Origin of the sequence: Scatolibacter rhodanostii, assembly GCF_900197595.1 — a bacterium.
Taxonomy (GTDB): domain Bacteria; phylum Bacillota; class Clostridia; order Oscillospirales; family Acutalibacteraceae; genus Scatolibacter; species Scatolibacter rhodanostii.
In genome coordinates, this window is the sequence record NZ_FZLO01000005.1 from 24,169 (window position 1) to 49,817 (window position 25,649).

The following is a 25,649-nucleotide window of genomic DNA, read 5'->3' on the forward strand; positions in this document are numbered from 1 at the left end:
GAATTGAATGAAGTTTTCTGGTTATTTTCTAGTCAGAAGATAGAAGATTACGACGGTTCAATTGGATACAAATCTTTCTATAACTATGAAAAAGCCGTTGGATTTATACAATCCAGCGGCTTTTTTTAAAACATAATCTTTATTTAATGTATTCGTTCATAGGCTGAGATAGATATACGTTATTAGGCATTTTATCGGTGGAAACATAACCCGGAGCAGCAGCGATGAGAGCGGGAATGCGATTGACCAAATTAGCACAAGTCAGCTGTACGGTTGCAGGACGGTTTACGTTGATTGTCGTTTCGGGCTCACCAAAGAAAGTCCAATCATTCCTGTCAAATTCATCGGGGGCATAAACCTTGCCGACACATTCTGTTTCAAGGGTAATACCTTCTTTTGTTTCGGTAGTGACAACGGCCGACATACCGGTGGGTTGGCCTGCTTTCACAGTCATGTTTAATGTGGAGGAATGAATATCCTCTGTGTGGGTGGTAGGAACACATTTCTGAACTTGTGACACAACAGTCAGACCCATTTTGCTGCATAGCCAGCCATTTTGATTCCACATATAACTCGGTACATATTCGCCATTCTCGACCAATTTCTGTTGTTCATCTGAAGAAAGCGAATTATACTTGCCGATTTCTTGCTCAAACTCTTCAGAGGATAACCCTGCACCATGTCCTTTGGCTAAAGCGATACCATAATCTTCGACATTATAGCTGCTGAAACCTTTGATTTTTGTAAGCGTCTGCATAGAACCTGAAAGTGTATCAATTAATACACCCCAGAACATATCGGGATAACCACTGCCTGCCAAGGTGACACCATTTTCTTTTGCCAGCTTATCCAGTTCTTCTGTAATGGCTGGTGATGAGTTCCAAGGGTAGAGCGATTCTTCACAGGTAGAGATAGCGTTGATACCATTTTTTGCACATACCGCAAAGGCATCTTTGATATCAGCCATGGTGCTTAGCGTTGCCACAACACAAACATCGGCTTGCAAGTTTGCCATCATGGTATCGGCTTCTTTGGAATCTGACACCAAAATGCCGACTTTTTCGCCGCCAATGATTTCGCCAATGTCCTTGCCAATGACAGCAGGGCTGGCATCAAATGCAGCAACAATTTCAACATCCTTTTCCATCATGTAACGAATGAGATACACACTCATTTTTCCACAGCCATACTGAATTGCTCTCACTTTCCGATCCATACAATTACCTCCTGAATTAAATTAAAATAGGTTTCCAACACGAAATTGATATTTCCTTAACAATAGTATAGACCCTTTTGTTACAAAAATGTCAAGCGCTATTTTAATGATTTACGACAGGAATTTGTATTTTAAAGAACAAATCACGCGGAGCATCATTGAGACACGGTAATTCTTCAATGACTTCACACACATAATCGCCCGCAATCGTGTGGCCTGATTTACCTAGATGATGTAAGAGCAGGCGAGCGTAATCGATTTCCTTTGCAAAATCATTGGCACACAGGCATAGATAGAGTCCATCTGGGAGAGTTTCTACTTGCCCCGGGCCTTCATAATCGTCTTCGACAAAGAAGAACGCTTCATTTGAAAAAAAGTGATTGTTTGCAAGATTTCCTTGTCGTATCATTGTGCCCACATTTCGAAAGTAGGTAAAAGGGAGATTGTTGACCACAACGTCTTGCTTTAATTCCCGCAGCATTAATTCATAGCCAGTGTCATCTTGGTCAAAGAAGTTCTTATCAGATTGATGGACAAAGATTTGTCGTTTCGGCATATATTCGTAAAAGATAGTGCCGGCAGGGGGGAGATTTCTGTGGTGTTCATGATTGACAATCATGCGCTCAATCGCTTTGCGGCTTCTTTTGAGGTGTTTGATTCTTTTGTCTATGGTTTGCATTTGTTCACGAAGCAAGCTGCACAATGAATCAGAGTCATTTGTATCAAGCTGCACACGAATTTCTTCCAAAGATACACCATACGCTTGCAGATATTGAATCATATCGAGCCTGGCACTTTGATTGATGTGGTAGTAGCGATAGCCAGTTTCCTTATCAATCAGCCAAGGGTGTAGTAGCCCTGTTCGGTCATAATGACGCAAGGTTTCGGGAGTGACTCTGTTTAGCTTTGCCATTTGTCCGATTGTCAGTCTTTCTATCTCCATTTTAACCTCCAAACCTTTGTGTTAGACAAATAATCTTATGACAAAATTCTACCATATATACCGATAAAAAACAATTTTTTTGTGGAATGAAAGTAGTTCTCCCCATGAGATTATCCAACGATTTACAAGTTATGCAGAAACATAGTGGGGACAGATAAAGCTTTTTGTTATTTAAAGTGTCTTATCACTACTTTTGCTGTAACAGGGAATGCTACCGTCTGAGCTGATTCTGATGAGAAAAGAATCAAATATAAAGCGAGCCATGTCTTGTGGAGGCATACCATATTTAATGGCGATAGACATGTTGTCTTTGCTGAGTCCAACCAAAAGATAAATGCTTGAATAGACTGCTGAAACAGCTGTCAGTTCGGCATCTAATGTAGGCTTGAGAGAGCCGTCATGAAAATTTTTTTGCAGAAATCTAGCGGTATCATGCGTTCCGAAATCTTTGTCATGAAAAACTCTCTCATAAATTGCACTTTCAGATTTTAAGGTTTCTCCTTGATAGGTTTTGCTGAATAAATCAAAGAAAAGAAAATTGTTTGGATTCACCTGAAAACCTTGCAGCATGACATCAAAATAGAGAGCATAACGCTCCAAAGCGGACAGCTGTTGTTCCGAATCTTGCTTTCTAAGGGATTCTCCGAATTGTTGGAAAGAACGGCGCTGAATCTCCCACAAAAGGGTTTCTTTGTCGGGAAAGTACTTATACAAAGTGGCTCGGGCAATACCGCAAGCCTCTGCCAGCACACTAAAGCTTACATTTTTAATGCCTTCTTCTATAAAAAGTTGTTGAGCGGTGTCTAAAATGAGTTTATACCGCAACTCGCTATGTTTTACATATCTTCCCATAGGTACAATTTCCTTTATTTATATAGTTTGTCATCAGTATAGCAAACGAGTAAATTGCTGTAAACCAATTCGTATTAAGCTTGTGTTTAGGTTGTGTAAAAAGTTAAACAATATCAAATAAACTGTATAATATTGAACAGTATTCGGTGAGTTTTTCCGTTTTTAACAATCATTTAACGACTTCATGTCTTGTTTAAATCTTTCATCTCTTGTTAAAATGAGCCTGTAAAAAAGGAGAGTACAAGTGAATGAAAGGAAAGATTTTATGGCGATAAAATCAAAGAAACCATTATATAAGGTATCAAGCCAATTAGAGAAAGGATTTCAGGGACATATCACCTACACCACTATTTTGCCTGATGATTTATCCCGTCTGAAGGTTACATTTTCATTTGACAAGCTTCATGCAGAGCAGGACATAGAGGAATTGCAGGCAGGCTGTCGTGAGGCTTTAATGAAAAACCTTGAAGAGGAAACAGAGTTATTAGAATGTATGGCCAGTGCAGTTTATCATCTGCCAAAATCAGAAATCAATGTCTCGCTGTTTTTAAATGATGTTTGTGTTGGGTCTGCCCACCGTAATCAGCTGACCAAAGAAATATGGATTTCTGAAGAAGAATCCTCGCTGGGTTTTAACAATTGCCGACCCGCTGGAGTATTCAGTATCGTATTGCATGTGCTGAATATATTGAACGATGATACAGCATGTATCCTCACAGTGGAAGGAGTGGAAAGAGTATGTTTGTAAGAGCAGAGCTTCACAATCATTCCACACATTCTGACGGAACCATGACAGTGGAAGAACTAATTGACTTTGCCGCCCAAAATAAGTTTGGAACACTGGCGCTGACAGATCATAACACGGTTTCAGGACATAGCCTTGCCAGTGAAATCACCCAACAAAAGGGGCATGAATTATCTTTTTTGCCGGGTGTAGAAGTAACGACCTTTTTTGGCCACATACTGGCACTGGGACTTACTCAGATGATTCCTTTCACGCATCTCAACCCGAAACACCCAGAGGCATTTTTGGCAGAGCTTCATGCAGCAGGGGCAAGAGCGGTAGGAATTGCACATCCCTATTGTGTCGGAGAGCCGATTATGATAGGTTGCCGTTTTGGAATGACAATTCACGACTGGTCGGTTGTGGATTACATTGAAGTGGTCAATACCTCCATAGCAGAATCAGAGATGGGAAATCACCCGCTGGCTGAAGCTCTTTCCGGCAATGAGCAGGCGCTTGCTTTGTGGGAAATCTTGGTGCTTGGCGGACACAGAATAGCGGCTGTGACCGGTAAAGATATCCATAAACCGCCGCTAGAGGCCAATGTGTTTACTACCTTTGTGCAAATTGAGGACAAGCTTGCTGTTTCTCGTGCAGATGCAGTCATTGGGGCGATACTTTCGCAGAAAACGATGATTACCAAAGGCCCGCTGTTTGAAACAAGCTTGCAAGAAGACAAATTGGTTGTCAAGTTTGACAATAGCTCTGATTATCTGAACTGGAACAACTTATATGCAGACCGTACCTTTATTCTTGAACTAACAGACAGTGTGGGAAATGTCATCTGTTGTGACACGGATATGGCAGAAGCGGTTTCTTTTCCTTTTTCATTAGAAGCGCAAAGTGCCGTAGTCAAATTATATGAAGACAAACGGGATTATGAGCATCTGCTGGCAGTTGGTTCACCTATTTATAGAACGGGAGGAAATCTGCATTGAAACGTTTATATTACGGTTTAGGGAAAAAGCAGTTTTGGGAATATCTTCTATTTATTGTCTTTATGCTTTTTTTCTATGGACCTCTGCTCAATATGGTTCTTTTGTCATTTGCGGGTAAGTACGAATACCCAGATGTCATTCCGCAAAGCTATGGTTTGAAGTGGTGGGACTATGTTTTATCCAAAGCACAGCTCGTGCAGTCCATCAGTACTTCGCTGATTTTGGCCATCGTGGTGACACTGGTGTCACTGATTGTCTGTTTGCCGGCGGCCTACGCATTGGCACGTTTTCAGTTCAAGGGTCGCAGCTTGGTGCGGTTAAGCTTTCTGCTAACCAATGCCTTCCCTAAAATGGGGATTTACACTGCTATGACCGTGATTTTTTATAAGCTGGATTTGGTCGGTACTTTTGCAGGAGTCGTGCTGGTTCATCTCGTCAACACAATGATGTTCATGGTGTGGATTCCCAGCGGTTCATTTCGCACGGTGCACATTCAGCAGGAAGAAAGCGCAAGAGATGTGGGTGCTTCACCACTGCGCACTTTCTTTTCCATCACACTCCCCATGGCAAAACCGGGCATTATTGTGGCGGCGCTCTACACCTTTCTAGGTTCTATGGAGGAAGCGCAAGGCTCTTTGCTCATCGGACTGCCTGCCATTCATACCATGCCCAGTGAGCTATATGGTATTATCATGTCTTTTCCCGAAACAGCCGGCTCGGTTTTTGCCATTATTCTTTTGGTGCCGTCTATTATTTTATTGATTATATTCCGCAAATATTTGAGTGCCGAAGCTCTTTCCAACGGCATGAAAATGTAAGCAAAGCGGTTAGGATAAGGAGAAAAATATGCCGAACTTGAAACTAGATATACAAGGTCTGACTAAAAAATACAGTGCCAAAGAAGGTGTAGGAAATATCAATCTGCAAGTAAATGAAGGGGAGCTGCTGACACTTTTGGGCCCCTCGGGTTGTGGCAAGACGACGATTCTGCGTTCGATTGGTGGGTTTAATAAGATTGACAGCGGAAAACTGATTTTAGACGGGCAGGAGATTCAGACGCTTCCTCCCGAAAAAAGACCTACAGGCATGGTTTTTCAAAGCTATAACCTGTGGCCGCATATGACGGTATACGAAAACATGGCATTCGGTCCAAAGCTGCGCAAAACACCGTCTGCTCAAATTAAACAGCAGATTGCCGATATGCTGGCACTGGTTAAAATGTCGGGCTGCGAAAAGAAATATCCAACGCAGCTTTCAGGCGGACAACAGCAACGAATCGCTATTGCAAGAGCATTAATGCTCAAACCTTCATTGCTTCTTTTAGACGAACCTTTTTCGGCACTAGATGCTAAAATCCGTGCCCAAATGCGTGTGGAGCTGAAAAATATTCAGGAAGAAGCCGGCTTGACGATTATTTTTGTCACGCACGACCAAGAAGAAGCGATGGCTATTTCAGACCGCATTGCTGTTATGAATCAAGGCTGTATCGAACAGCTAGGCAGCCCAACTGAAATCTACAACAATCCTGCCAGTCGGTTTGTGGCTGAATTTATAGGAGAAATGAACTTTGTAGAAGACACAAACGGCACTTTAGCGGTACGCCCTGAAGATGTTGTATTAAAACCAGCAAGCGGTGAGGGAATGGCACGTATCCAGAATGTGATGCCGCTTGGGCATTACACACAAATTGTGCTTTCATGCCGCAATGGTGCAGCGCTAAAGGCTTTTGTGCCCAAAGAGCAGGCCTTATATTTCACAGAGAACCAAGCGGTCGATTACATTTTTAATCATTTCAGACATTTTGATGTTCTGGCACACACAGCTTAACGACCTAAAATTCTAATCTTTGAATGAGGGTATTAAGATAAATAAACGCATAATAGTTGCTTTCAAAAAGAAAGGATGTATCCACATGAACCAATCTGTTAAAAAGATGGTAAGTTCCGTGCTTGTCATTCTCATGACCATGGTTTTTACTGCTTGTAGTTCTGCTCCGCAAAATTCCTCTTCAAAGTCGGTTTCTTCCGGTGAAAAATCGACTGCACAGAGTGAAACAAAACAAGAAACTTCCGGCGAAATTCCCACTGTTACCATTTGGGGAAGCGGCGGTCAAGAAGTCCGTGAATCACTGCAGGCTGTGGCAGACGCTTTTAATGTGGATGCTGATTACAATACCAAAGCCAAAGTGGAAGTTCAATTTGTTGTGTCGGGTACCAGTGAGCAAAGTTTGGTAGACCGTATTACGGCGGCTAATCAAGCAGGTGAAACAGACACAGATTATGACTTGATTGCGCTGGATGACAGCGGTATTTCTCCAATAATCGCTCAAAATGGTGAAGATTTCTTTGTTCCGATTGATACGACAAAAATCCCAAATTATGAAAATGTTGTATTCAAAGATAATATCATTGGCGATACTTTTGTTCCTTATCGTGGAACAACCGTCATGCTGGCGTATAACTCAGAAGTGGTTTCAAATCCTCCCAAAACGACAGAAGAACTGTATCAATGGATTAAAGACAACCCCGGACGCTTTACCTATTGTGATCCTTCTACAGGCGGTTCAGGCTATACTTTTGCCACAACAGCCATCTATAACCAACTGCCGGAAGAGGCCGCTACCTCTCCTGACACCAAATGGAAAACAGAACATACAGAAGAATGGGACAAAGGTTTCTCCTTGCTGGCAGAACTGCATCCTTATCTTTATCAAACTGCAGGCAAGGTGCAATATCCCATGAAAAATGCAGGATCTCTTGATTTACTCGCCAACAAACAAGTTGACATGACAACTGCTTTCGTTAATATGGTACTGACTAACAAGAGCATGGGAACTTTGCCCGAATCCATTAAGCTGCAGCAGTTAGACCCCGCCTTTTCCGGTGCGCTGGCTGGCTTCACCATTCCTAAAATCGGAAAAGACAAAGAAGCAGCTTTGAGTGTTATCGATTATTATCTGAGCTATGAAGCACAGTCAATCAGCTGGAATACCATGTATGCTTCTCCTGTAGTTGATACAAATAAACTTGAGAATTTGGATCATAGTGATTGGCTTAAAGAAACCAACATCAGCACACTGCGCTACTTTGCTATCGGCTCACTCCAAAAAGATATTGCGGTGCGTTGGACAGAAGAAATTGCTCCTCTGGCACAATGAGGGTATGCTACATGATAAACCAAAAAGTAAGACCATGGCTGCCATGGTTAATGGTGCTGCCGGCATTCTCCATCATGTTGTTTGTCGTGATACTGCCGATTTTCAATACAGTTTTCAAGTCTTTTCATAATACATCGGGTGAGCTTACGCTAGAAAACTACACCTACTTTTTTGGCAGCGCAGAAGCCTTTCAAAGCTTGATTTTCACTGCCATTGTAGCTTTAGCCGTTATGATTTTGAGTGTGGTGCTAAGTTTTTTACTCGCTTTGTATCTGCGGTTCTCCAAAAGCTGGATTAGCAGACTGCTGGGAAAGCTCTATCTGCTCCCAAGATTCATTCCTGGCATTGCAGCTGTTTATGCGGTTATGAATGTCATCAAAGATTCTGGTACAATCAACCGTGTCAGTATGTCTTTAGGGGTCGATTTTAAGCCCGGGTTGCTGTATGATATAAAAGGAATTATTCTATGCAATCTGTGGTTCAGCATTCCGTTTGCTGCTATGATGATGAGCGCTGCTCTTTCCGCCGTCAATGATTCTTATATTGAAAGCGCACGTGATGTAGGAAGCTCATGGGGGTCTATCCTAACCAAAATCATCTTGCCTCTTACTTATAAGGACATCATTGTTTCGGCGACCTTTGTACTGATGGGACAAATTGGTGCTTTCACAATACCGTATCTGACAGGCCCCAATAATCCAAAAATGCTGGGTATTTTGCTGTACCAACAGGCGGCTACCTACATGGACTATGAACGTGCCGCTGCTCTTTCTGTATTGATTTTTCTACTGTGTTTGGGCGGAGCTATTGTGTATATCCGTGCGAACATGAGAGATGAGGTTTGGGAAAGAGGAAAATAACAAGTAACAAATAAATTTGACAGATTTGGCAGGAGAGGTGATCGGTGTTCTCCTGTTATTTATTTTTAATCAGTAAAGGAGATTTTCAAATGAGCACTTTGAGGGATACCAATATAGTGGTAGCTAAACCTTTGCCACTGACAGGAACTCGCAATACCCGCGATTTAGGGGGATATATTATAGAGGGAGGCAGCAAAACCCGAACACATGTCTTTTTACGTTCGGATTCCCCAGCCAATCTTACCAATGAGGATATTGAAGCTTTGAAAGCATATGGCGTAAGGTGCGTCGTTGATTTACGCACTGAAACAGAGATGGTGGCTTTTCCCTCTCGATTGAAAGACGTTATGGGTATTGATTATTATCATGTCTCTATTGCTGACGGTATTGCTTCAGAAGGCTTCCAATTAGATAAGATTCCTAAAAATATGGGAGAGATGTATGTCCGTATCCTCTCGGAGCAATCAGAAGTTCTTGCTAGGCTGATTCATATTTTTGCCAGTTATAAGAATGAAACGGTTCTGTTTAACTGTGCTGCTGGAAAAGACCGTACAGGTGTTGTAGCCATGCTTCTATTATTGTTGGCTGGTGTGGGGGAGGAAACTATCATAGCAGATTACAGCATGACAGAAGTGTATATGACCGACATTTTTGACCAGCAAAGAAAAAATCTTGAGCAAACTTACGGCTTTCTGCCTCCTGACTATCTTTTTTCGTCAGCTCCCAAGCAAATAGAGACGGCGCTAAAATATCTTACTAGTCATTATGGAAGTGCAGAAGATTATCTAAAGAGAGCAGGAGCGTCAATCCAAGATTTGGAGATAGTGAAAAAAATGCTAATATCAAAATAAATCAGCTAGAGCGCAATAAGTTAAAATGAATATAAAAAACCACTTCTCGATACAGAATTGAAATGTAGAGAAGTGGTTTTTTAGCCGTTCATAATTTCAAAAGATAGATTTAAAATAGGTGTGGTATAAAGGAGTGGCATTTTGATTTAATCTTGCCCTCCTTACAGATTGAGAGATTTTAAAATAAATCTATAATGTCTTTGTGGAAATATTTCACGCAAGATAAGCCATAAAAACAAAATAAATTTATTCTATTTTAAAAAAATACACCTTAATTCTATAAATATTCTGTTAAAAATACTAAAATTTAAATAAAAATACCTGAAAATCCTAGACTTTGTAGCCTATGTCATATATAATAAAAATAATGTGAATTTAGTAATATCAATGAAATTTAAGCGAACTTGTGTCAATTTGCGGATAATTGATAGACTTTTAATAGATAAGCGTAAAGGTGAATCGATTTTACGTTTATGCTTGAATGGCGTAAAAAAGGGAAGAATTTCTTCCTTGAGGAGGTACAAATAAATTGAAAAGTAGACAAGACCTGAGAAAATGGACTTTAATGGGAATTGATTTAACGTTGTTTATTTTTTCTTATCTCATCACTGTTTGGGTGTCTTTGAATTCCAGCACTAGCATTATTCTTTCTGGGCGTGAATACATTGTTAATAGTGTCATTTTTTTGCTGTCTGTTTTTTCTATGCGGTTAATTAGCAAATTGTATGTTAATGTTTGGCGCTATGCCAACTCGGCAGCCTATATGATGATTATTTTTTCAGATTTTTTAGGTGGATTAATCGCTATATTGTTCACTAGGTTTATTGTTTTTACTTCTTATTTTGGGATTTGGCAAAGCATTTTTCTGGTTGCTATTTTCGATATTGCTACCTTGTTTTCTCGTTTCATTTACCAACAACATTATAAACATCTTAATGTTTCACTGAATGATATCAATAAAATTGGCGTAGCGATTGTAGGCGCTGGGCAGGTTGGCTCCATTTTAGCAGAAGAGTTGCGCTATAATGCAAATTCTCACTATAAACCAGTTTGCTTTATTGATGTAAATAAAAGTAAAATTGGAAAATACATAAGCGGACTCCCTGTGTATGCAGAGGATGATACCATAATAGGCAAGCTCAAGGTTATGCCGATTCAGGAAATTTTTATAGCACTTCCTCGTGCCGACACAAACACCATAAAAGAGCTTTTGGCTTTTTACGCAAAAAGTGATTGCAAAGTGAAGTTCTATGATATTCCTTTGCAAGAGAGTGTAGATAAGAAAATATCACTGAAAGAAATGCTGCGAGAAGTTAAGGTGGAAGACCTGTTGTTTCGCAAGACAGTCTCCTTGGACAATACAAAGGCGCAGTCCTATTTTTCTGACAAAACCATTTTAGTGACTGGTGGCGGTGGCTCAATCGGCAGTGAACTTTGCCGGCAATTGGCGAATATGCGCCCCAAAAAACTTGTTATTTTTGATGTTTATGAGAATGGCGCTTATGAAATTCAGCAAGATTTGTTAAGTCAATATAGTGGCGAAATCGAGATTAAAGTTGAAATCGGTACTGTATGTGACAAGGCCTGCTTAGAGACTCTTTTTAATACGTATAAACCACAAATCGTCTTTCATGCAGCGGCACATAAACATGTGCCGCTGATGGAGCATAATCTGGTGGAAGCCATTAAAAACAACGTGTTTGGTACCTATAATGTGGCAAATGCTGCAGAAAAATACGGAGTGGAGAAGTTTATATTGATTTCAACCGATAAAGCCGTGAATCCAACAAATGTCATGGGAGCAACCAAACGTCTTTGCGAGATGATTGTTCTGTGCCGAAAAGACAGTGAAACCACTTCTTTTGCTGCTGTTCGTTTTGGCAATGTTTTGGGTTCCAACGGCTCAGTTGTTCCTCTCTTTAAAAAGCAAATTGAAAGAGGCGGTCCGATTACGATAACAGATAAGCGAATTATCCGCTATTTTATGACGATTCCGGAGGCTTCTCAGCTTGTCATGCAGGCAGGTGTTATGGCGAATTCCGGCGAACTCTTTGTGCTCAATATGGGTGATCCCGTTAAAATTCTTGATTTAGCCGAAAATATGGTTTTGCTTTCAGGGTTAAAACCCTATGAAGATATTGATATCATCGAAACAGGGCTTAGACCCGGCGAAAAACTTTATGAAGAGCTTCTGATTAACACTGAAAATTGCACCAAAACAGAGAATGAAAGAATTTTCATTGAAAGTCAAGTAGTGTTGTCAAGAGAAGAGGTAGAAAGAAAGCTCGAGATTTTGCGTACGGCTACCCAGATGTATAATAAACAAGGTGACAACAGCAAAATCAAGAAAGTATTGAAGCAAGTGGTTCCTACTTATTATACTCCGAATGAAATAAACGAGAGAAAAGAAACAAAGCAAATATTGCACAAAGAAGAGGACTTTGCGGCAAAAAAAGTAGCCGCAGTGTGATTTTGACTGAATAGGGGGGCTTTATGTATAACAAATATATAAAGAGATGGGGAGATATAGTGCTTTCATTGATAGCGCTGATTATTTTGTCGCCCATAATGATAGTGACAGCAGTTATCATTAAACTTGATTCACCCGGCCCCGTTTTTTTTAAACAAAAACGAGTAGGACTTCACAAAACCTATTTTAATATGTTGAAATTTCGAACTATGAAAATAGACACTCCCAAGGATATGCCGACGCATTTGCTTGAAAATCCAGAACAATATATAAGCCGTGCAGGCCGTATACTACGTAAGACATCACTGGATGAGCTGCCTCAAATTATACATATATTGACAGGTAAAATGAGTATCATTGGTCCTCGCCCTGCTTTATGGAACCAAGAAGACTTGCTAGCAGAGCGCGATAGATATGGTGCAAATGATATTCGCCCGGGACTGACTGGTTGGGCGCAAATTAATGGGCGAGACGAGCTGGAAATTGACGCAAAAGCGAAGTTAGACGGCGAATATACAAGACGAGTTAGCTTTTTGTTTGATGTTAAGTGCTTTTTAGGCACTATTTTTTCTGTCTTGCGCTCTGACGGCGTAGTAGAGGGTGGGACGGGTCCTGCAAACAAGCAAATCGAAGAGTATGATAAAGATACTACAACAGCAAATGAGGTGATCTTGTGAATAAGGTATTAGCCATTACAGGCGCCACTGGCAAAAAATCAGGTGGATACTTTACACAAGTACTTTCTGAACACGCAGACCAGATAAGTAGCATGTTTCCTGGTGGAATCCGTGCAACTATAAGAGCATCATCAGATACATCACTACTTGACAAATCTTCTATACATTTTCAAAAATGCATGGGTATACTGGAGGATAGTAATTTTCTGAAAACAGTATTTAGTGGTGTCGATACAATTGTTCATATTGCAGGGATTCAACTTTCAATGACTATTGTAGAAACTGCTATAAGCTGTGGTGTTCGCCGCTTAATATTGGTTCATACAACTGGAATTTATTCCAAATATAAGCAAGCGGGAGAAGGATACCGCAAAATAGAAGATTATATATATAAAGCTTGTAAAGATGCAGGTATTATACTTACCATACTTCGCCCGACAATGATATATGGTAACCTGCATGACAATAATGTAGTTCAGTTTATCCAAATGGTCGACAAATTTCCGCTAATGCCTGTAGTTAATGGCGCAAGATATGATTTACAACCAGTACACTATTCTGATTTAAGTAAAGCATATTATCAAGTGTTAATGCATGAAGAAACTACAGCAAATAAGGATTTTATCCTCTCGGGAGGTTCACCAATCACATTGCGAGATATGCTGACTACAATCGGCAAACAGTTGGGAAAAAGAGTTCGTTTTGTAAGTTGTCCATATCCTATTGCATATGTTGGGGCTATTGTTTTATACGGGGTGTCTTTAACGAAAATTGATTATCGAGAAAAAGTTCAACGCCTTTGTGAGCCAAGAGTTTTTTCTTATCAAGAGGCAAAAGAAGCGTTTGGGTATTCTCCGATAGTTTTTGAAGAAGGAATAACTAATGAAATTAAAGACTATAAAAGAGGGTAATTAGTGATGAAAATACTTGTAATTTGCCAATATTATTATCCTGAACCTTTTCGTATTCAAGACATATGTGAAGAAATGGTAAAACGAGGCCACGAGGTTACGGTTGTTACTGGGTTACCCAATTATCCTATGGGTGAAATATATGACGGATACAGGCATGGAGAAAAACGTGATGAAATTATTAATGGGGTCAATGTTCATCGCTGTTTTACTTTTGGTAGAAAGACTGGCGTAATCAGACGATTTTTAAACTATTATAGCTACTCTATTTCTTCGTATTTGTATATTTCGCATATTCGAGAAAAGTTTGATGTGGTTTTTGTTAATCAATTATCGCCAATTATGATGGCAAATGCAGGGGTTAAATATAAACGAAGACGTAACAAAAAAATGATTTTATACTGCTTAGATCTGTGGCCTGAGAGTTTGGCTGTAGGAGGAATAAAAAGAGCTTCTCCTTTATATAAGCATTACCACAAAGTTTCAAAAAAAATATACAATTGTGCTGATACTATTTTTATCTCGTCAAAACTTTTTCAAAATTACCTTAGTAAGGAATTTGATATTTCACCTGAAAAAATTATTTACTTACCTCAATTTGCGGAAGAAATATTTATAAAAAATGACTTAATCAAAGAAGGAGATAAAAAGCAAATAACAAACTTTGTATTTGCTGGTAATATTGGTTCAGCACAAAGTGTTGAAACAATAATTGAGTCTGCTAATATTCTTCGCCAAAGAACGGATATACATTTTCATATTTTAGGCGACGGATCTAGTTTAAAAGGATGTAAATCTTTGGTAGAAAAATTTGCACTTACAAATGTAACTTTTTACGGAAGAAAGCCTTTAAAAGATATGGTTTACTATTATAAGATGGCAGATGCTATGTTAATTACAATGGTAAAAAATCCTACATTATCTTTAACTTTACCGGGTAAAGTACAATCTTATTTGGCAGCAGGAAAGCCAATAATAGGTGCAATTGATGGAGAAGGTGCGGATCTTATTCATCGTGCTCAGTGCGGCTATTGCAGTTCTGCTGAAGATTCAAAAGAACTTGCATTATGTTTACTGAAATTTACTGATGGGAATCAAAAAAAGGAGTTTTCATTTAATGCTAAAAACTATTATAAACATTATTTCAGTAAAGAAAGATTTATTAATGAGTTCGAAAAAATACTCTACGAATGAGATAGACAAAATGATATATTGAAAGGCAAAAAATGAAAATATTAATTCTAGGTTTTGCAAAATTAAAATATATGCCTTATATAAATTTTTACCTCAATAACATAGATTCTCATAGAAATGAAGTGCACATCTTATATTGGAATAGAGATTTAAAAGATGAGGATAAATTAGGAACTCAATATATGTATCATGAATTTCAAAAAAATCAAGAAGATGATATTTTTAAATTGAAAAAAGTAGAATCTTTTTTGGAATACAGAAAATATGCTTTGGACTTACTAAAAAAGAATGTCTTTGATAAAGTGATTGTCTTACACTCTTTGCCTGGTATATTACTGCATAGTTACTTAATTAAAAATTATAAACAACGTTATATCTTTGATTTTCGCGACTTGACTTATGAGAGAAATTTTTTATTTAAGCGGATTATTGGAAAACTGGTTCAAAATTCAGCGGCGACTTTTGTTAGTTCAGATGGTTTTAGAGAGTATCTTCCTAAACTTGATAAAATATACACTTCTCATAATATCTTAATAGAATCTTTAGATCACAGAATAATAAAGTCTGAAAAAGAAAGAAGAAATTTGCCGATTCGGATTGCATTTTGGGGATTCATTAGGCATGAAGAACTTAATCGCAAAATAGTAGAAAAAATTGCTAAAGACAATCGATTTGAACTTCATTATTATGGCAGAGAACAAAAAGTTGCATTAAATCTTAAAAAATATGTACAAGAGATTTCGGCTCAAAATGTTTTCTTTCATGGTGAATATAAACCGGAAGATCGATATGAATTTGTAAAAAACACGGATATAATTCATAATATATATGATGATTTTAATATGAAATTAGCAATGGCTAATAAATATTATGACGGCATAATATTTCATCTTCCTCAGCTATGTATGCCAAATTCTTTTATGGGTGATATGGTTACAACAAAAGGGTTGGGACTAGTTTGTTCGCCTTATGAAGATGATTTTATAAATAAAATCTATAGCTATGTAAATGAGTTAGATTTACATCAATTACATAGTAATTGTAAATTTGAATTGGAGCGAGTTATGTTTGAATATAAATTAGGAGTGCAAATTATAAATGCAAAATCACAAATTTTCTAATTTAGAAAATAAACAATTTTTTTTGTCGATAATTCTTTTTTTAATATTAGTAATAGATTCTTCTTTTTGGTTCATGGAACATCTTTCTGGTACAATGAGAATATCAATAAATTTTATATCAATACTATTCTTATTAGGGTATAAAAGGAAATTTGTATTAAGTAAAAAAACCTATATCATATTTTTTTACTTAATTCTTTTTGTAGTAATATCCGGTTTAATATCAAAAAATTCAAAACAAACAATAATTATTACTTTTTCAATAGTTAATGGATTTTTATTTACTGCGCTATTGGATTTTGAAGTATTTGTTTTTATTTATAAAAAAATAATTATTTTTTTATCTGTTTTTTCTTTAGTCACTTTTTCAATAAATATCTTATTTCCGCAGTTACTTTATTTTTTGCCAATTATTACGGTTAGATCCGGCATTACTTATTATAATGCTTTTTTTTCAGTATTGTCTAGCAATACATATGTTGTAAGAAATTTTGGATTATTTTGGGAACCTGGAGCGTACTCAATTTTCTTAAATATAGCTTTATTCTTTGAACTTTATGCTTTAAAGAATAAAAAGAATGAAGTGAATATAAAGCGTATAACTATCCTTCTTATCACTATTATTACTACTCTTTCGACTCTTGGAATTATTACTATGACAGCTCTTTTTATATCTTTTTATCCACAACTCAGAAAATTACCTCGAAAGTATCAATATTTATATTGGCTATCCATGCTTATATTGCTTTTTGTCGGGATAACATCGGATAGATTTTCTTTTCATGTGTTTCAAAAGTTAAATATGAGTAACGGGAGGATCGATGAAAGTACTTCTGTAAGAATAAATTCTTTCATTTATCCAGGTTTAGAATTTATCCACTCACCTGTTTTTGGAACAGGTTATAATAATTACCTATACATTGAAAAAAGTAAGTGCAATAATATGGCAACGTTTACGTACATGAACTGGCTTTGCATATATGGAATATTAGGTGGAATTCCGTATATTTTAGGATGCCTAAAATTCTTTATAGTAAAAAACAGTTCTTCCTATACTAAATTTTTTCTTTTAATTTTTTCTGTATTAATTTTTAGCACTGAAAATTTTATTGTAATTACATTTATATATATTCTTGTATTTTATGCTTTTAAGGATAGTAATGGGGTGTATGCGCATGTCGAATAAAATTCTATTTCTTGTAAATGAGCTGGAATCAGCAAATGGGATTTGCTGTAAGGCTGTAATGGATGAACTAGTAATGCATGGCATGCAAATTCATTGCATCTCTAATCGTGAGTATCATATGAAAAAAGAGTTTTTAGAGAATGAAATACATTTCTATACAGTCAAGTCAAGACTTACCTATCGAATAGATTCTTACATTAATCATAAAGTCTTGCCGCATTTCTGGAATCGGATTTTGTCAGCATTTAAATTTGCGATTAATAAAATGAAATTATTGCTTACTTATCCAATATGGCCACTAATTGCACCTTCCTATACAAGTCGTATTTATAGAAAAGCAAAAAAGATTTGCCGAGAGGAAAAGATTAATTATATTATTCCTGTTTACACCCAGATTGATACATTGATTGCTGCAAATCTGGTTAAAAGAAAGATGCTAGAAATTACTTATATCCCCTATTTTTTAGATTCATTATCAGGAGGATATGGGCCTAAAATATTTTCTAAAAACTGGCTTGTTAAGCGTGGCTTGAAATGGGAGAGAATTTTACTGAATAAAGCCGATAAAATTATTGCTATGGAGTCTAGTAAGGAACATCACAAAGAATATAGTGTGGATGAGAATTATTACAATAAATTTGTTTTTTTGGATATTCCTTTGTTAAAAAAGCCGAGATTTAATCTTGCTACCAAACAACATGATAGCAAGATTAAAACAATTGTTTATGTTGGCACTTTGCCAGAGGGAATTCGTTCTCCTAAGTATTTTTTAAAGTTATTTGCTCAGTTAACAAATCTTAATTGGCAACTATGGTTTATTGGGACAGATCAATGTGGGTTGTTAAATGCTGCTGCAGCTAAAGACCCTAGAATCCATATTGTAGGAAGATGCACCCATCAACAGGCTTTGGAATATGAAGCGCAGGCAGATATTTTGTTAAATATAGGAAATACGAATCCTTCTATGACTCCTTCAAAAATATTTGAGTATATGTCCTGGGGCCAAAAGATTGTATCCACTTATCCTGCAAAAGATGATCCTAGTAATATGTATTTAAAGAAATATCCGAATGCTTTACTTTTAGATGAATCAGATACAAACTATTTAAAGACGGCAGAAACACTTGTTAAATTTATAGAGAATTCGGATTTGGTAAATATATCGCAAGATCAATTGACTGACACTTTCTATAAAAACACACCAAGTGCTTTTGTTGAGGCCATTATGAAAGAGGTATAGATTGAAAATACTTGAGATTAATTCATGCAATTTTGGCAGTACAGGAAATATTATGCTCGGCATCGCCGAATTGGGAAGAATATCAAAAAATATAGTATATACTGCGTGTCCAGCAGGAAAAAGTATGAAAAAAGCAAATTCATCTTACCACATTTTTATAGGTAATAGATTGAATCGTAATATACATTTATTATTGGGTAAAATGACAGGTTTTATGGGATGTTTTTCTTGGTTGGCAACAAAGAAATTTTTAAGTACAATCTCAAATATTAAGCCAGATATAATACATCTTCATAACTTACATAATGGATATATTAATTTGCCTATGCTCTTTTCCTACATAAAAAAAAATAATATTAAAGTTGTTTGGACTTTACATGATTGCTGGGCCTTTACAGCTCAATGTCCACATTTTACTATCGCTAGATGCGAAAAATGGAAAAATCAATGTCATCACTGCCCACAATATAAATCCTATCCCCAAACTCTTATAGATTGTACACGGAGAATGTATAAACTTAAAAGAAAATGGTTTACAGGTATTAAGAGTATGACCATTGTAACTCCCTCAAATTGGTTATCAAATTTGGTTAAGCAATCATTTCTAAAGGACTATTCTACTAAAGTATTGCAAAACGGCATTGATTTAAATATTTTTAAGCCAATACAAAGCGACTTTAGAAAAGAAAAAGGATGGGAAAATAAGTTTATCATATTAGGGGTAGCGCTAGGGTGGGAAATGCGCAAAGGCTTGGATGTGTTTATTAAGCTTGCAGAAAAACTAGATACGCAATTTCAAATTATCCTTGTGGGAACAACTGAAGAAATTGATAAAGTGCTTCCTGCTAATATATATTCAATTCATCGGACTCAAAATCAACAAGAACTTGCTCGCATTTATTCAGCAGCAGATGTTTTTGTGAACCCGACAAGAGAAGAAAATTATCCTACTGTAAACATGGAGGCCGTTGCTTGTGGAACGCCAGTAATAACATTTAATACAGGTGGCAGTGCAGAAATGCTAGATGAATCTTGTGGTATAGTGGTAGAATGCAATGATATAGAAATATTAATTGAAAAAATAAAAGGGCTTGGTAGAAGCAATAATTTAACATCAGAAAATTGTTTAAAAAAATCGAAGTCCTTTGATGCAACAAAAAGATTAGGCGAATACATTTCATTATATAAGGATATTTATTATGAAAATTAAAGCTTTTATACTAAAGCATAAACGGCTATTCAAATTATTACTTCCTCTTCGCAATATCTATCATCAGACGGCACTTTTTGTTCAGTATAAAAGGATATTAAAAAAAACTTCAGCCCAGAAAAAATATATCTTTTATATAGGAATTCCGGTACATAACAATCTAGGAGATCTTGCTCAAGGAGTATGTATACGCAAGTGGATACGTGAAAGTTATCCAAATAGAGAGGTAATTGAACTAGAGACAGACTGTCTGGTGAATACCAAGTTACCCTTAATAAATCAATTGAAACAATGCTACCAAAAAGATGACATTATTATCTTTCAAAGTGGTTACACAACGACAGACTTAGGCGGATTTGCCGATGAAATGCACCGTGCTGTGATTACAGCACTTCCAAATGCAAAAATTCTGATGATGCCTCAAACCATTTTTTTTCAAGACCAACAAAAACAAAATGAAACTTCATTTGTGTATAATCGAGCAAAAAACATGTTATTTCTTGCTCGGGATAGAATTTCTTTTGAGCTTGCAATAAAAATGTTTCCGGATATAAGGGTCAAACTTTTTCCAGATATTGTAACGTCGATGATTGGTACAAGGGTGCCAAGTCTTCAAAGAGAGGGTATATTATTTTGTTGTCGTGATGACACAGAAAAATATTATAGTGAAGAAGAGTTAAATGGTTTAATTGAGAAGTGTAGAAAACAAGTTCTTGTGCATATAACAGACACAACTAAGAAAGGCAATGCAAAAGACATCGTTAGAGATGCAAAAAAGTACATTGAAAAAGAGATTGATAGTTATGGAAAATATAAACTTATTATAACCGATCGATATCACGGCACTATATTTTCATTAATAGCTGGAACGCCAGTTATTCTTATTAAAACAACAGATCACAAAGTTATTACTGGTGGAGAGTGGTTCAAAGGGGTATATGATACCCATGTATTTATTGCTAATGATTTAGATGAAGCTTATGATTTGGCAACAAAAATAATAGACACCAATATTAATTATACATTGGTACCCTATTTTAAAGAAAAATATTATGATAAACTCAGAAAAATACTAGAAGAGGAAAATTAAACAGAAATGCTCAATATTTGTGAAGAAGAAAATTGTACAGGTTGCGGATTATGTGAAAATGTCTGCCCTAAAAAAGCAATTCATATGTCTGTTAACCATAAGGGCTTTCTGCATCCAATAATTGATGCGGCTGCTTGTATTGATTGTTTGCTCTGTCAAGCGAAATGTCCTGCGAACTCAAATCGTACGCCGAATGGAACGAATCCGGTTGTATTTGCAGCTTGGAATAAGAATAAAAAAATTAGGAAAAAGTCCTCTTCAGGAGGAGTTTTTACACTTTTAGCTGAATCTGTCATAGAAGCAGGAGGAATTGTAGCAGGAGTACGCTGGAAAGAAAACTATCAGGCAGAGCATTGTTTAATAGAAAGAAAAGAAGATTTACACCTATTAAGAGGTTCGAAGTATGTGCAAAGCCATACAGGGAATGTCTATAGAGACATAAAATCTATTTTGCAAACAGGTCGGAGTGTACTTTTTTCAGGAACCCCTTGTCAAGTTGATGCACTCCAAATCTTTCTTGGTAAAAATTATGAGAATCTATATACTATAGATTTAGTCTGTCATGGGGTACCTTCTGAAGCCGTGTTTCACAGATATCTTGAGGAACAATCAAAAGGAAGAATAGAAAATATTCAGAATATTTATTTACGATATAAATCACCATATTGGAACTATAGTAATGTGAGAATTGATTTTAAAGAAGGGAATCCTTATCAAAGACCAGCGGTAATGGATGGCTATTATAATTTGTTCAATTTTAATTATACTTTGCGTAATTGTTGTTATAGCTGTCCCTATACGACATTGAATAGGCAGGGAGATATTACTTTAGCTGATTTTTGGAACTACTCCCTTTCTGAGTTTAAAATGAGAGATTTTAATTTTGGACTTTCTTGTGTATTAATTAACAATGATAAAGGAAATCAACTATTTGACCAAATCAAAAATCAATTAGTATATAATAAAGAATCGATTGCAGCTGCTCTAAAAGCAAATAGAAACCTAGAGAAATCATGTGAAAAACCATCTGATCAAGATGATTTTTGGCAAGATTATCAAGAAGGATATGCGGTACAAGCCTTATGTGATAAATATATAACCCATCCATATGTATATCCTTCAGTATTGTGGTTAAGAAATCTTAAAAATAGATATAGGTGGCTATTTAAACATGAGTAGTTCAAGAAGTAAAAATGCTGTTTTAAATATATTATTTGGCTATATTTCACAGATAGGAATTATAATATTAACCTTTATCGGTAGAAAAATATTTCTGCATTTTCTATCGGTTGAATATCTAGGAGTTAATGGTCTATATTCTAATATTTTGACTGTTCTTTCATTAGTGGAATTAGGATTGGATAATGCTGTTTTATTTTCTCTTTATAAGCCTGTCTCTGAAAACAATCAGCCACTTATTTCTTCTATGCTACATTACTTTAAGAAAATATATATTTTTTTAGCGTTTATCATTACGGCAATTGGGTTAATGCTCTTGCCTTTTTTAAAATATATTATAGACAGTGACTTAAATCAAAACGAACTGAATGGATATTATATCTTATTTCTAATTAATACGGTAATGTCTTATTTTGTAGCACATAAAGTTGCGTTGTTATCAGCTTATCAAGAGCTTCGTATTCAAAAAATAACAATGTTAACGGTCAACTTTATACAACAAATACTTTATATATTAGTACTTGTATTTTGGAAAAACTACATGATCTATATTATTATGACCATAGTAGGTACCTTAATTAATAATTTTATTTTAACCTTACTCTGCAATCGATATCACCCTTTTCTTAAGAACAAAAGTGAAATAGTCGAATTTGATAAAAAAGAAATTTTAAAAAATGTATGGTCAACGCTACTTTATAAGTTAGGAGCTGTTGCTATTAACAATACAGATAACATATTAATTTCTGTAATTGTGGGCATTACAGCGGTGGGAAAGTATTCAAACTATCTTATGATTGTCAATGCCATTCAGGGATTTATCTCAGTTGTTACAACATCCTTGATTAGTGGAATTGGTAATTTGGGTACAACAGGAAATAAAAAACAACAATTGAAAATTTTTGAGGTCTCATTACTTGTTTATCATTTTATAGCGATAGTAGGATCAATTTGTTTCTATCTGCTTTTAAACGACTTAATTCCGTTTTGGCTAGGGTCACAATATTTGCTTGGCAGGGATGTAGTATTTGCGATAGCTTTGAACTTCTATGTTATTACAGCTGTTAGCCCTGTTTGGATGTATCGAGAGGCAAATGGATTATTTTCAAAAGTTAAATATTTAATGCTAATAACAGCAGCTCTTAATATCATTCTATCCATTGTTTTCGGGAAATTATGGGGTATTTTTGGTATTTTAATTGCAAGTTCTGTTAGTCGTCTTCTAACAGGAATTTGGTATGAACCCCAAATACTTTATCGCTATGTTTTTAACAATTCTGCAAATTCTTATTATAAAAAACAAGGTAAATATTTTATTCTTTCTGTTTTTTCGTTTGTACTTTGTTGCTTAGCAACTTCTAATTTTTGGCAGAAATCGTTGCTGTTTATGATAATTAAAATTATAATTATTCTGCTAATTTGTGGATTGATTTTTTTTGTATTTTGTTTTGCGAGCAATGAAGTAAAAGAGTTGAAAAATAAAGTAGGGATAACGATAAAAAATAAGTCTAAGTTTTAAGATAAGGAGATTCATTATGTTTTCAAGCAAAACACTTTTAATTACTGGTGGTACAGGATCATTTGGAAATGCCGTATTAAACCGCTTTTTAAATACAGACATCGGTGAAATTCGTATTTTTTCTCGCGATGAAAAGAAACAAGATGATATGCGGCACGAATTTCAATCTAATATGCCAGAAGTAGCGGATAAAATCAAGTTTTTTATTGGCGATGTTCGTGATATTGCTTCTGTTAAAAATGCTATGCACGGTGTCGATTACATATTTCATGCTGCTGCACTTAAGCAGGTACCATCTTGCGAGTTTTTTCCGATGGAAGCAGTCAAAACAAATGTGATAGGAACAGACAATGTGCTGACGGCAGCAATTGACGAGGGTGTAAAAGCTGTTATCTGCCTTTCAACCGATAAGGCCGCCTATCCTGTCAATGCTATGGGGACAAGCAAAGCAATGATGGAGAAGGTCATTGTAGCGAAATCAAGGATTGTTTCGCCTGAAAAAACTAAAATCTGCTGCACTCGTTATGGTAATGTGATGTGCAGCCGTGGTTCGGTTATTCCTCTTTGGATTGAACAAATTAAATCAGGCAAACCAATCACTATTACAGAACCAAGCATGACTCGGTTTATTATGTCGCTGGATGAAGCGGTAGATTTAGTTTTGTTTGCGTTTAAAGAGGGGACAAGTGGGGATATATTAGTACAGAAGGCACCTGCTTGCACAATAGAAATTTTGGCTCAGGCAGTCAAAGAGTTGTTTTACTCGACAGATGAAATTAAGACAATTGGCATTCGTCACGGTGAAAAAATGTATGAAACATTACTTACGAACGAAGAATGTGCGGGTGCTGTTGATTTAGGAGATTTTTATCGTGTGCCTTGTGACAAACGTGATTTGAATTATGACAAGTACTTTAAAGATGGCGATACAGAACGGAACGTATTAACTGAATTCAACTCGAATAACACTGAACTACTAAGCGTAGAACAAGTCAAAGAAAAACTGCTTTCGCTAGCGTATATTCAAGAGGAGCTTTCTAGTTGGGAGAAAAGCGTATGAAAGTGTTGGTAACGGGTGCTAGGGGATTTGTAGGAAGAAATTTAGTTGCGACTCTGGAAGCTATTCGTGACGCTAAAGATAAGTCACATAACTTATCTCGAATTCAAAACCCTCAAAAACTCACTATTTATGAGTATGATGTTGATACGGAAAAAAACCTGTTAGATACTTTCTGCTCAGACTGTGATTTTGTGTTTAACCTGGCTGGCGTTAATCGCCCCAAAGAGACAAGTGAGTTTATGTCAGGAAATTTTGGGTTCGCATCTGAACTCCTCAATACACTGAAAAAACATGGAAATACTTGCCCTGTTATGTTATCCAGTTCGGTCCAAGCTAGCTTGACAGGTCGCTATGCTGACTCTGAATATGGCAAAAGCAAAAAATCGGGGGAAGATTTATTTTTTTCCTATGCAAAAGAGAGGGGAGCTAAGGTTCTAGTTTATCGTTTTCCCAATTTATTTGGAAAATGGTGCAAACCAAATTACAATTCAGCCGTTGCCACTTTTTGTCATAATGTGGCGAATGATTTGCCAATTCAAGTGAACGATCCATCAGTGAAAATGAATCTTGTCTATATTGATGACCTTGTAGACGAAATGATTCGTGCCTTGAACGGAGAAGAAACAAGAGATGAAGATTTCTGCTGTGTACCAATTGAATATGAAATCAAGCTTGGTTTTTTAGCAGAAATTATAAGTGGTTTTCCAAAAATTAGAGGTTCTTTGGAAGTTCCTAAATTTAGTGATTCACTGACAAAAAAACTTTATAGTACGTGGCTATCTTATTTACCAGCAGACAAGTTTATTTATAATCTTCACATGAATATAGATGACAGAGGAAGTTTTACAGAGATTCTGCGTACATCAGATCGAGGTCAATTTAGTGTGAATATATCTAAACCTAACATTACAAAAGGCAACCATTGGCACCATACCAAGAACGAAAAGTTTGTGGTGGTAAAAGGCAATGGTCTCATTCAGTTGCGCAAAATTGGAAAAGATGAAAATGGGAATGACTATCCTGTGGTAGAATATCACGTCAGTGGGGAAAAAATACAAGCAGTTGAAATGATTCCGGGATATACGCATAATATTATTAATCTATCTGATACAGAGGATTTGGTGACGTTCATGTGGGCAAATGAATGTTTTGACTCCAATAAACCGGATACTTTTTTTGAGGAAGTGTAAC

Annotated in this window: 23 protein-coding genes; 20 read left to right on the forward strand and 3 right to left on the reverse strand. The window is 36.4% G+C overall.

The genetic code is table 11. The annotated features are described in order from the left end of the window. Window positions 1–139: 139 nt before the first annotated feature. From CS931_RS10090 to CS931_RS10100, 3 genes are all read right to left on the reverse strand, one after another. Window positions 140–1,216 carry an NAD(P)H-dependent amine dehydrogenase family protein gene (locus CS931_RS10090; RefSeq protein ID WP_099205667.1) on the reverse strand — a complete coding sequence of 359 codons (1,077 nt, stop codon included), beginning with the start codon at window positions 1,214–1,216 and terminating at the stop codon, window positions 140–142. Between the two features lie 103 nt (window positions 1,217–1,319). Continuing rightward, complete coding sequence (locus CS931_RS10095) at window positions 1,320–2,159, reverse strand: MerR family transcriptional regulator (protein ID WP_099205668.1); 840 nt, start codon at window positions 2,157–2,159, stop codon at window positions 1,320–1,322. A gap of 171 nt (window positions 2,160–2,330) precedes the next feature. Next, window positions 2,331–3,011, reverse strand: a complete 681-nt coding sequence (locus tag CS931_RS10100; protein ID WP_099205669.1) for a TetR/AcrR family transcriptional regulator — start codon at window positions 3,009–3,011, stop codon at window positions 2,331–2,333. A 244-nt stretch (window positions 3,012–3,255) separates the two neighbouring features. Here CS931_RS10100 and CS931_RS10105 point away from each other — a divergent pair, with 244 nt between their 5' ends. The 20 genes from CS931_RS10105 to CS931_RS10200 all read left to right on the forward strand — a co-directional run bounded on the left by CS931_RS10105 (window position 3,256) and on the right by CS931_RS10200 (window position 25,648). Next, on the forward strand, window positions 3,256–3,759 hold the full coding sequence (locus CS931_RS10105) for a DUF6669 family protein (RefSeq protein ID WP_143826244.1): 504 nt from the start codon (window positions 3,256–3,258) through the stop codon (window positions 3,757–3,759). Continuing rightward, window positions 3,750–4,733 (forward strand): CehA/McbA family metallohydrolase, encoded by a 984-nt coding sequence (locus tag CS931_RS10110; RefSeq protein ID WP_099205671.1) that lies wholly within the window; start codon window positions 3,750–3,752, stop codon window positions 4,731–4,733. Before CS931_RS10105 ends, CS931_RS10110 begins: the two co-directional genes overlap by 10 nt. Next, the gene (locus CS931_RS10115; protein WP_099205672.1) at window positions 4,730–5,551 is read left to right on the forward strand and encodes an ABC transporter permease; all 822 of its coding nucleotides are present in this window, start codon (window positions 4,730–4,732) and stop codon (window positions 5,549–5,551) included. Before CS931_RS10110 ends, CS931_RS10115 begins: the two co-directional genes overlap by 4 nt. A 28-nt stretch (window positions 5,552–5,579) precedes the next feature. Further along, the gene (locus CS931_RS10120) at window positions 5,580–6,560 is read left to right on the forward strand and encodes an ABC transporter ATP-binding protein (protein WP_099205673.1); all 981 of its coding nucleotides are present in this window, start codon (window positions 5,580–5,582) and stop codon (window positions 6,558–6,560) included. An 85-nt stretch (window positions 6,561–6,645) separates the two neighbouring features. Then, on the forward strand, window positions 6,646–7,890 hold the full coding sequence (locus CS931_RS10125) for an extracellular solute-binding protein (protein ID WP_242964972.1): 1,245 nt from the start codon (window positions 6,646–6,648) through the stop codon (window positions 7,888–7,890). 11 nt (window positions 7,891–7,901) lie between these two features. Beyond that, window positions 7,902–8,750 (forward strand): ABC transporter permease, encoded by an 849-nt coding sequence (locus CS931_RS10130; RefSeq protein ID WP_099205674.1) that lies wholly within the window; start codon window positions 7,902–7,904, stop codon window positions 8,748–8,750. 89 nt (window positions 8,751–8,839) lie between these two features. Beyond that, window positions 8,840–9,601, forward strand: coding sequence for a tyrosine-protein phosphatase (locus CS931_RS10135; protein WP_099205675.1), 762 nt, complete (start codon window positions 8,840–8,842; stop codon window positions 9,599–9,601). 529 nt (window positions 9,602–10,130) lie between these two features. Further along, window positions 10,131–12,071 (forward strand): polysaccharide biosynthesis protein, encoded by a 1,941-nt coding sequence (locus CS931_RS10140; RefSeq protein ID WP_099205676.1) that lies wholly within the window; start codon window positions 10,131–10,133, stop codon window positions 12,069–12,071. Between the two features lie 23 nt (window positions 12,072–12,094). Beyond that, on the forward strand, window positions 12,095–12,748 hold the full coding sequence (locus tag CS931_RS10145) for a sugar transferase (RefSeq protein ID WP_099205677.1): 654 nt from the start codon (window positions 12,095–12,097) through the stop codon (window positions 12,746–12,748). After that, window positions 12,745–13,659 (forward strand): NAD-dependent epimerase/dehydratase family protein, encoded by a 915-nt coding sequence (locus CS931_RS10150; RefSeq protein ID WP_099205678.1) that lies wholly within the window; start codon window positions 12,745–12,747, stop codon window positions 13,657–13,659. Before CS931_RS10145 ends, CS931_RS10150 begins: the two co-directional genes overlap by 4 nt. 6 nt (window positions 13,660–13,665) lie before the next feature. Beyond that, window positions 13,666–14,853 (forward strand): glycosyltransferase family 4 protein, encoded by a 1,188-nt coding sequence (locus CS931_RS10155; RefSeq protein WP_099205679.1) that lies wholly within the window; start codon window positions 13,666–13,668, stop codon window positions 14,851–14,853. 32 nt (window positions 14,854–14,885) lie between these two features. Continuing rightward, a complete protein-coding gene (locus CS931_RS10160; protein ID WP_099205680.1) occupies window positions 14,886–15,974 on the forward strand; it encodes a glycosyltransferase family protein in 1,089 nt (362 codons plus the stop codon). Beyond that, the gene (locus tag CS931_RS10165; protein WP_099205681.1) at window positions 15,952–17,160 is read left to right on the forward strand and encodes a hypothetical protein; all 1,209 of its coding nucleotides are present in this window, start codon (window positions 15,952–15,954) and stop codon (window positions 17,158–17,160) included. The genes CS931_RS10160 and CS931_RS10165 overlap by 23 nt, the downstream gene beginning before the upstream one ends. Beyond that, window positions 17,150–18,400: a glycosyltransferase gene (locus CS931_RS10170; RefSeq protein WP_159459808.1), complete on the forward strand. Its 1,251-nt coding sequence runs from the start codon at window positions 17,150–17,152 to the stop codon at window positions 18,398–18,400. The genes CS931_RS10165 and CS931_RS10170 overlap by 11 nt, the downstream gene beginning before the upstream one ends. 1 nt (window position 18,401) lies before the next feature. Continuing rightward, window positions 18,402–19,610 carry a glycosyltransferase gene (locus CS931_RS10175; protein ID WP_099205683.1) on the forward strand — a complete coding sequence of 403 codons (1,209 nt, stop codon included), beginning with the start codon at window positions 18,402–18,404 and terminating at the stop codon, window positions 19,608–19,610. Further along, complete coding sequence (locus tag CS931_RS10180; protein WP_099205684.1) at window positions 19,600–20,700, forward strand: polysaccharide pyruvyl transferase family protein; 1,101 nt, start codon at window positions 19,600–19,602, stop codon at window positions 20,698–20,700. Before CS931_RS10175 ends, CS931_RS10180 begins: the two co-directional genes overlap by 11 nt. Window positions 20,701–20,706: 6 nt before the next feature. Beyond that, entirely contained in the window at window positions 20,707–21,879 is a 1,173-nt protein-coding gene (locus CS931_RS10185; RefSeq protein WP_099205685.1) for a Coenzyme F420 hydrogenase/dehydrogenase, beta subunit C-terminal domain, read from the forward strand. Further along, window positions 21,872–23,398, forward strand: a complete 1,527-nt coding sequence (locus tag CS931_RS10190) for a lipopolysaccharide biosynthesis protein (RefSeq protein ID WP_099205686.1) — start codon at window positions 21,872–21,874, stop codon at window positions 23,396–23,398. The genes CS931_RS10185 and CS931_RS10190 overlap by 8 nt, the downstream gene beginning before the upstream one ends. 16 nt (window positions 23,399–23,414) lie before the next feature. Continuing rightward, complete coding sequence (locus CS931_RS10195) at window positions 23,415–24,458, forward strand: polysaccharide biosynthesis protein (RefSeq protein ID WP_099205687.1); 1,044 nt, start codon at window positions 23,415–23,417, stop codon at window positions 24,456–24,458. Next, the gene (locus CS931_RS10200) at window positions 24,455–25,648 is read left to right on the forward strand and encodes a polysaccharide biosynthesis C-terminal domain-containing protein (RefSeq protein WP_099205843.1); all 1,194 of its coding nucleotides are present in this window, start codon (window positions 24,455–24,457) and stop codon (window positions 25,646–25,648) included. The genes CS931_RS10195 and CS931_RS10200 overlap by 4 nt, the downstream gene beginning before the upstream one ends. Window position 25,649: the final 1 nt, after the last annotated feature.

Coding starts and splice junctions, on each gene's coding strand:
- CS931_RS10110 (WP_099205671.1), top strand. CDS start 3,750: ATGTTTGTAAGAGCAGAGCTTCACAATCATTCCACACATTCTGACGGA.
- CS931_RS10200 (WP_099205843.1), top strand. CDS start 24,455: ATGAAAGTGTTGGTAACGGGTGCTAGGGGATTTGTAGGAAGAAATTTA.
- CS931_RS10090 (WP_099205667.1), bottom strand. CDS start 1,216: ATGGATCGGAAAGTGAGAGCAATTCAGTATGGCTGTGGAAAAATGAGT.
- CS931_RS10145 (WP_099205677.1), top strand. CDS start 12,095: ATGTATAACAAATATATAAAGAGATGGGGAGATATAGTGCTTTCATTG.
- CS931_RS10095 (WP_099205668.1), bottom strand. CDS start 2,159: ATGGAGATAGAAAGACTGACAATCGGACAAATGGCAAAGCTAAACAGA.
- CS931_RS10165 (WP_099205681.1), top strand. CDS start 15,952: ATGCAAAATCACAAATTTTCTAATTTAGAAAATAAACAATTTTTTTTG.
- CS931_RS10135 (WP_099205675.1), top strand. CDS start 8,840: ATGAGCACTTTGAGGGATACCAATATAGTGGTAGCTAAACCTTTGCCA.
- CS931_RS10180 (WP_099205684.1), top strand. CDS start 19,600: ATGAAAATTAAAGCTTTTATACTAAAGCATAAACGGCTATTCAAATTA.
- CS931_RS10155 (WP_099205679.1), top strand. CDS start 13,666: ATGAAAATACTTGTAATTTGCCAATATTATTATCCTGAACCTTTTCGT.
- CS931_RS10130 (WP_099205674.1), top strand. CDS start 7,902: ATGATAAACCAAAAAGTAAGACCATGGCTGCCATGGTTAATGGTGCTG.
- CS931_RS10185 (WP_099205685.1), top strand. CDS start 20,707: ATGCTCAATATTTGTGAAGAAGAAAATTGTACAGGTTGCGGATTATGT.
- CS931_RS10190 (WP_099205686.1), top strand. CDS start 21,872: ATGAGTAGTTCAAGAAGTAAAAATGCTGTTTTAAATATATTATTTGGC.
- CS931_RS10195 (WP_099205687.1), top strand. CDS start 23,415: ATGTTTTCAAGCAAAACACTTTTAATTACTGGTGGTACAGGATCATTT.
- CS931_RS10100 (WP_099205669.1), bottom strand. CDS start 3,011: ATGGGAAGATATGTAAAACATAGCGAGTTGCGGTATAAACTCATTTTA.
- CS931_RS10160 (WP_099205680.1), top strand. CDS start 14,886: ATGAAAATATTAATTCTAGGTTTTGCAAAATTAAAATATATGCCTTAT.
- CS931_RS10170 (WP_159459808.1), top strand. CDS start 17,150: ATGTCGAATAAAATTCTATTTCTTGTAAATGAGCTGGAATCAGCAAAT.
- CS931_RS10120 (WP_099205673.1), top strand. CDS start 5,580: ATGCCGAACTTGAAACTAGATATACAAGGTCTGACTAAAAAATACAGT.
- CS931_RS10125 (WP_242964972.1), top strand. CDS start 6,646: ATGAACCAATCTGTTAAAAAGATGGTAAGTTCCGTGCTTGTCATTCTC.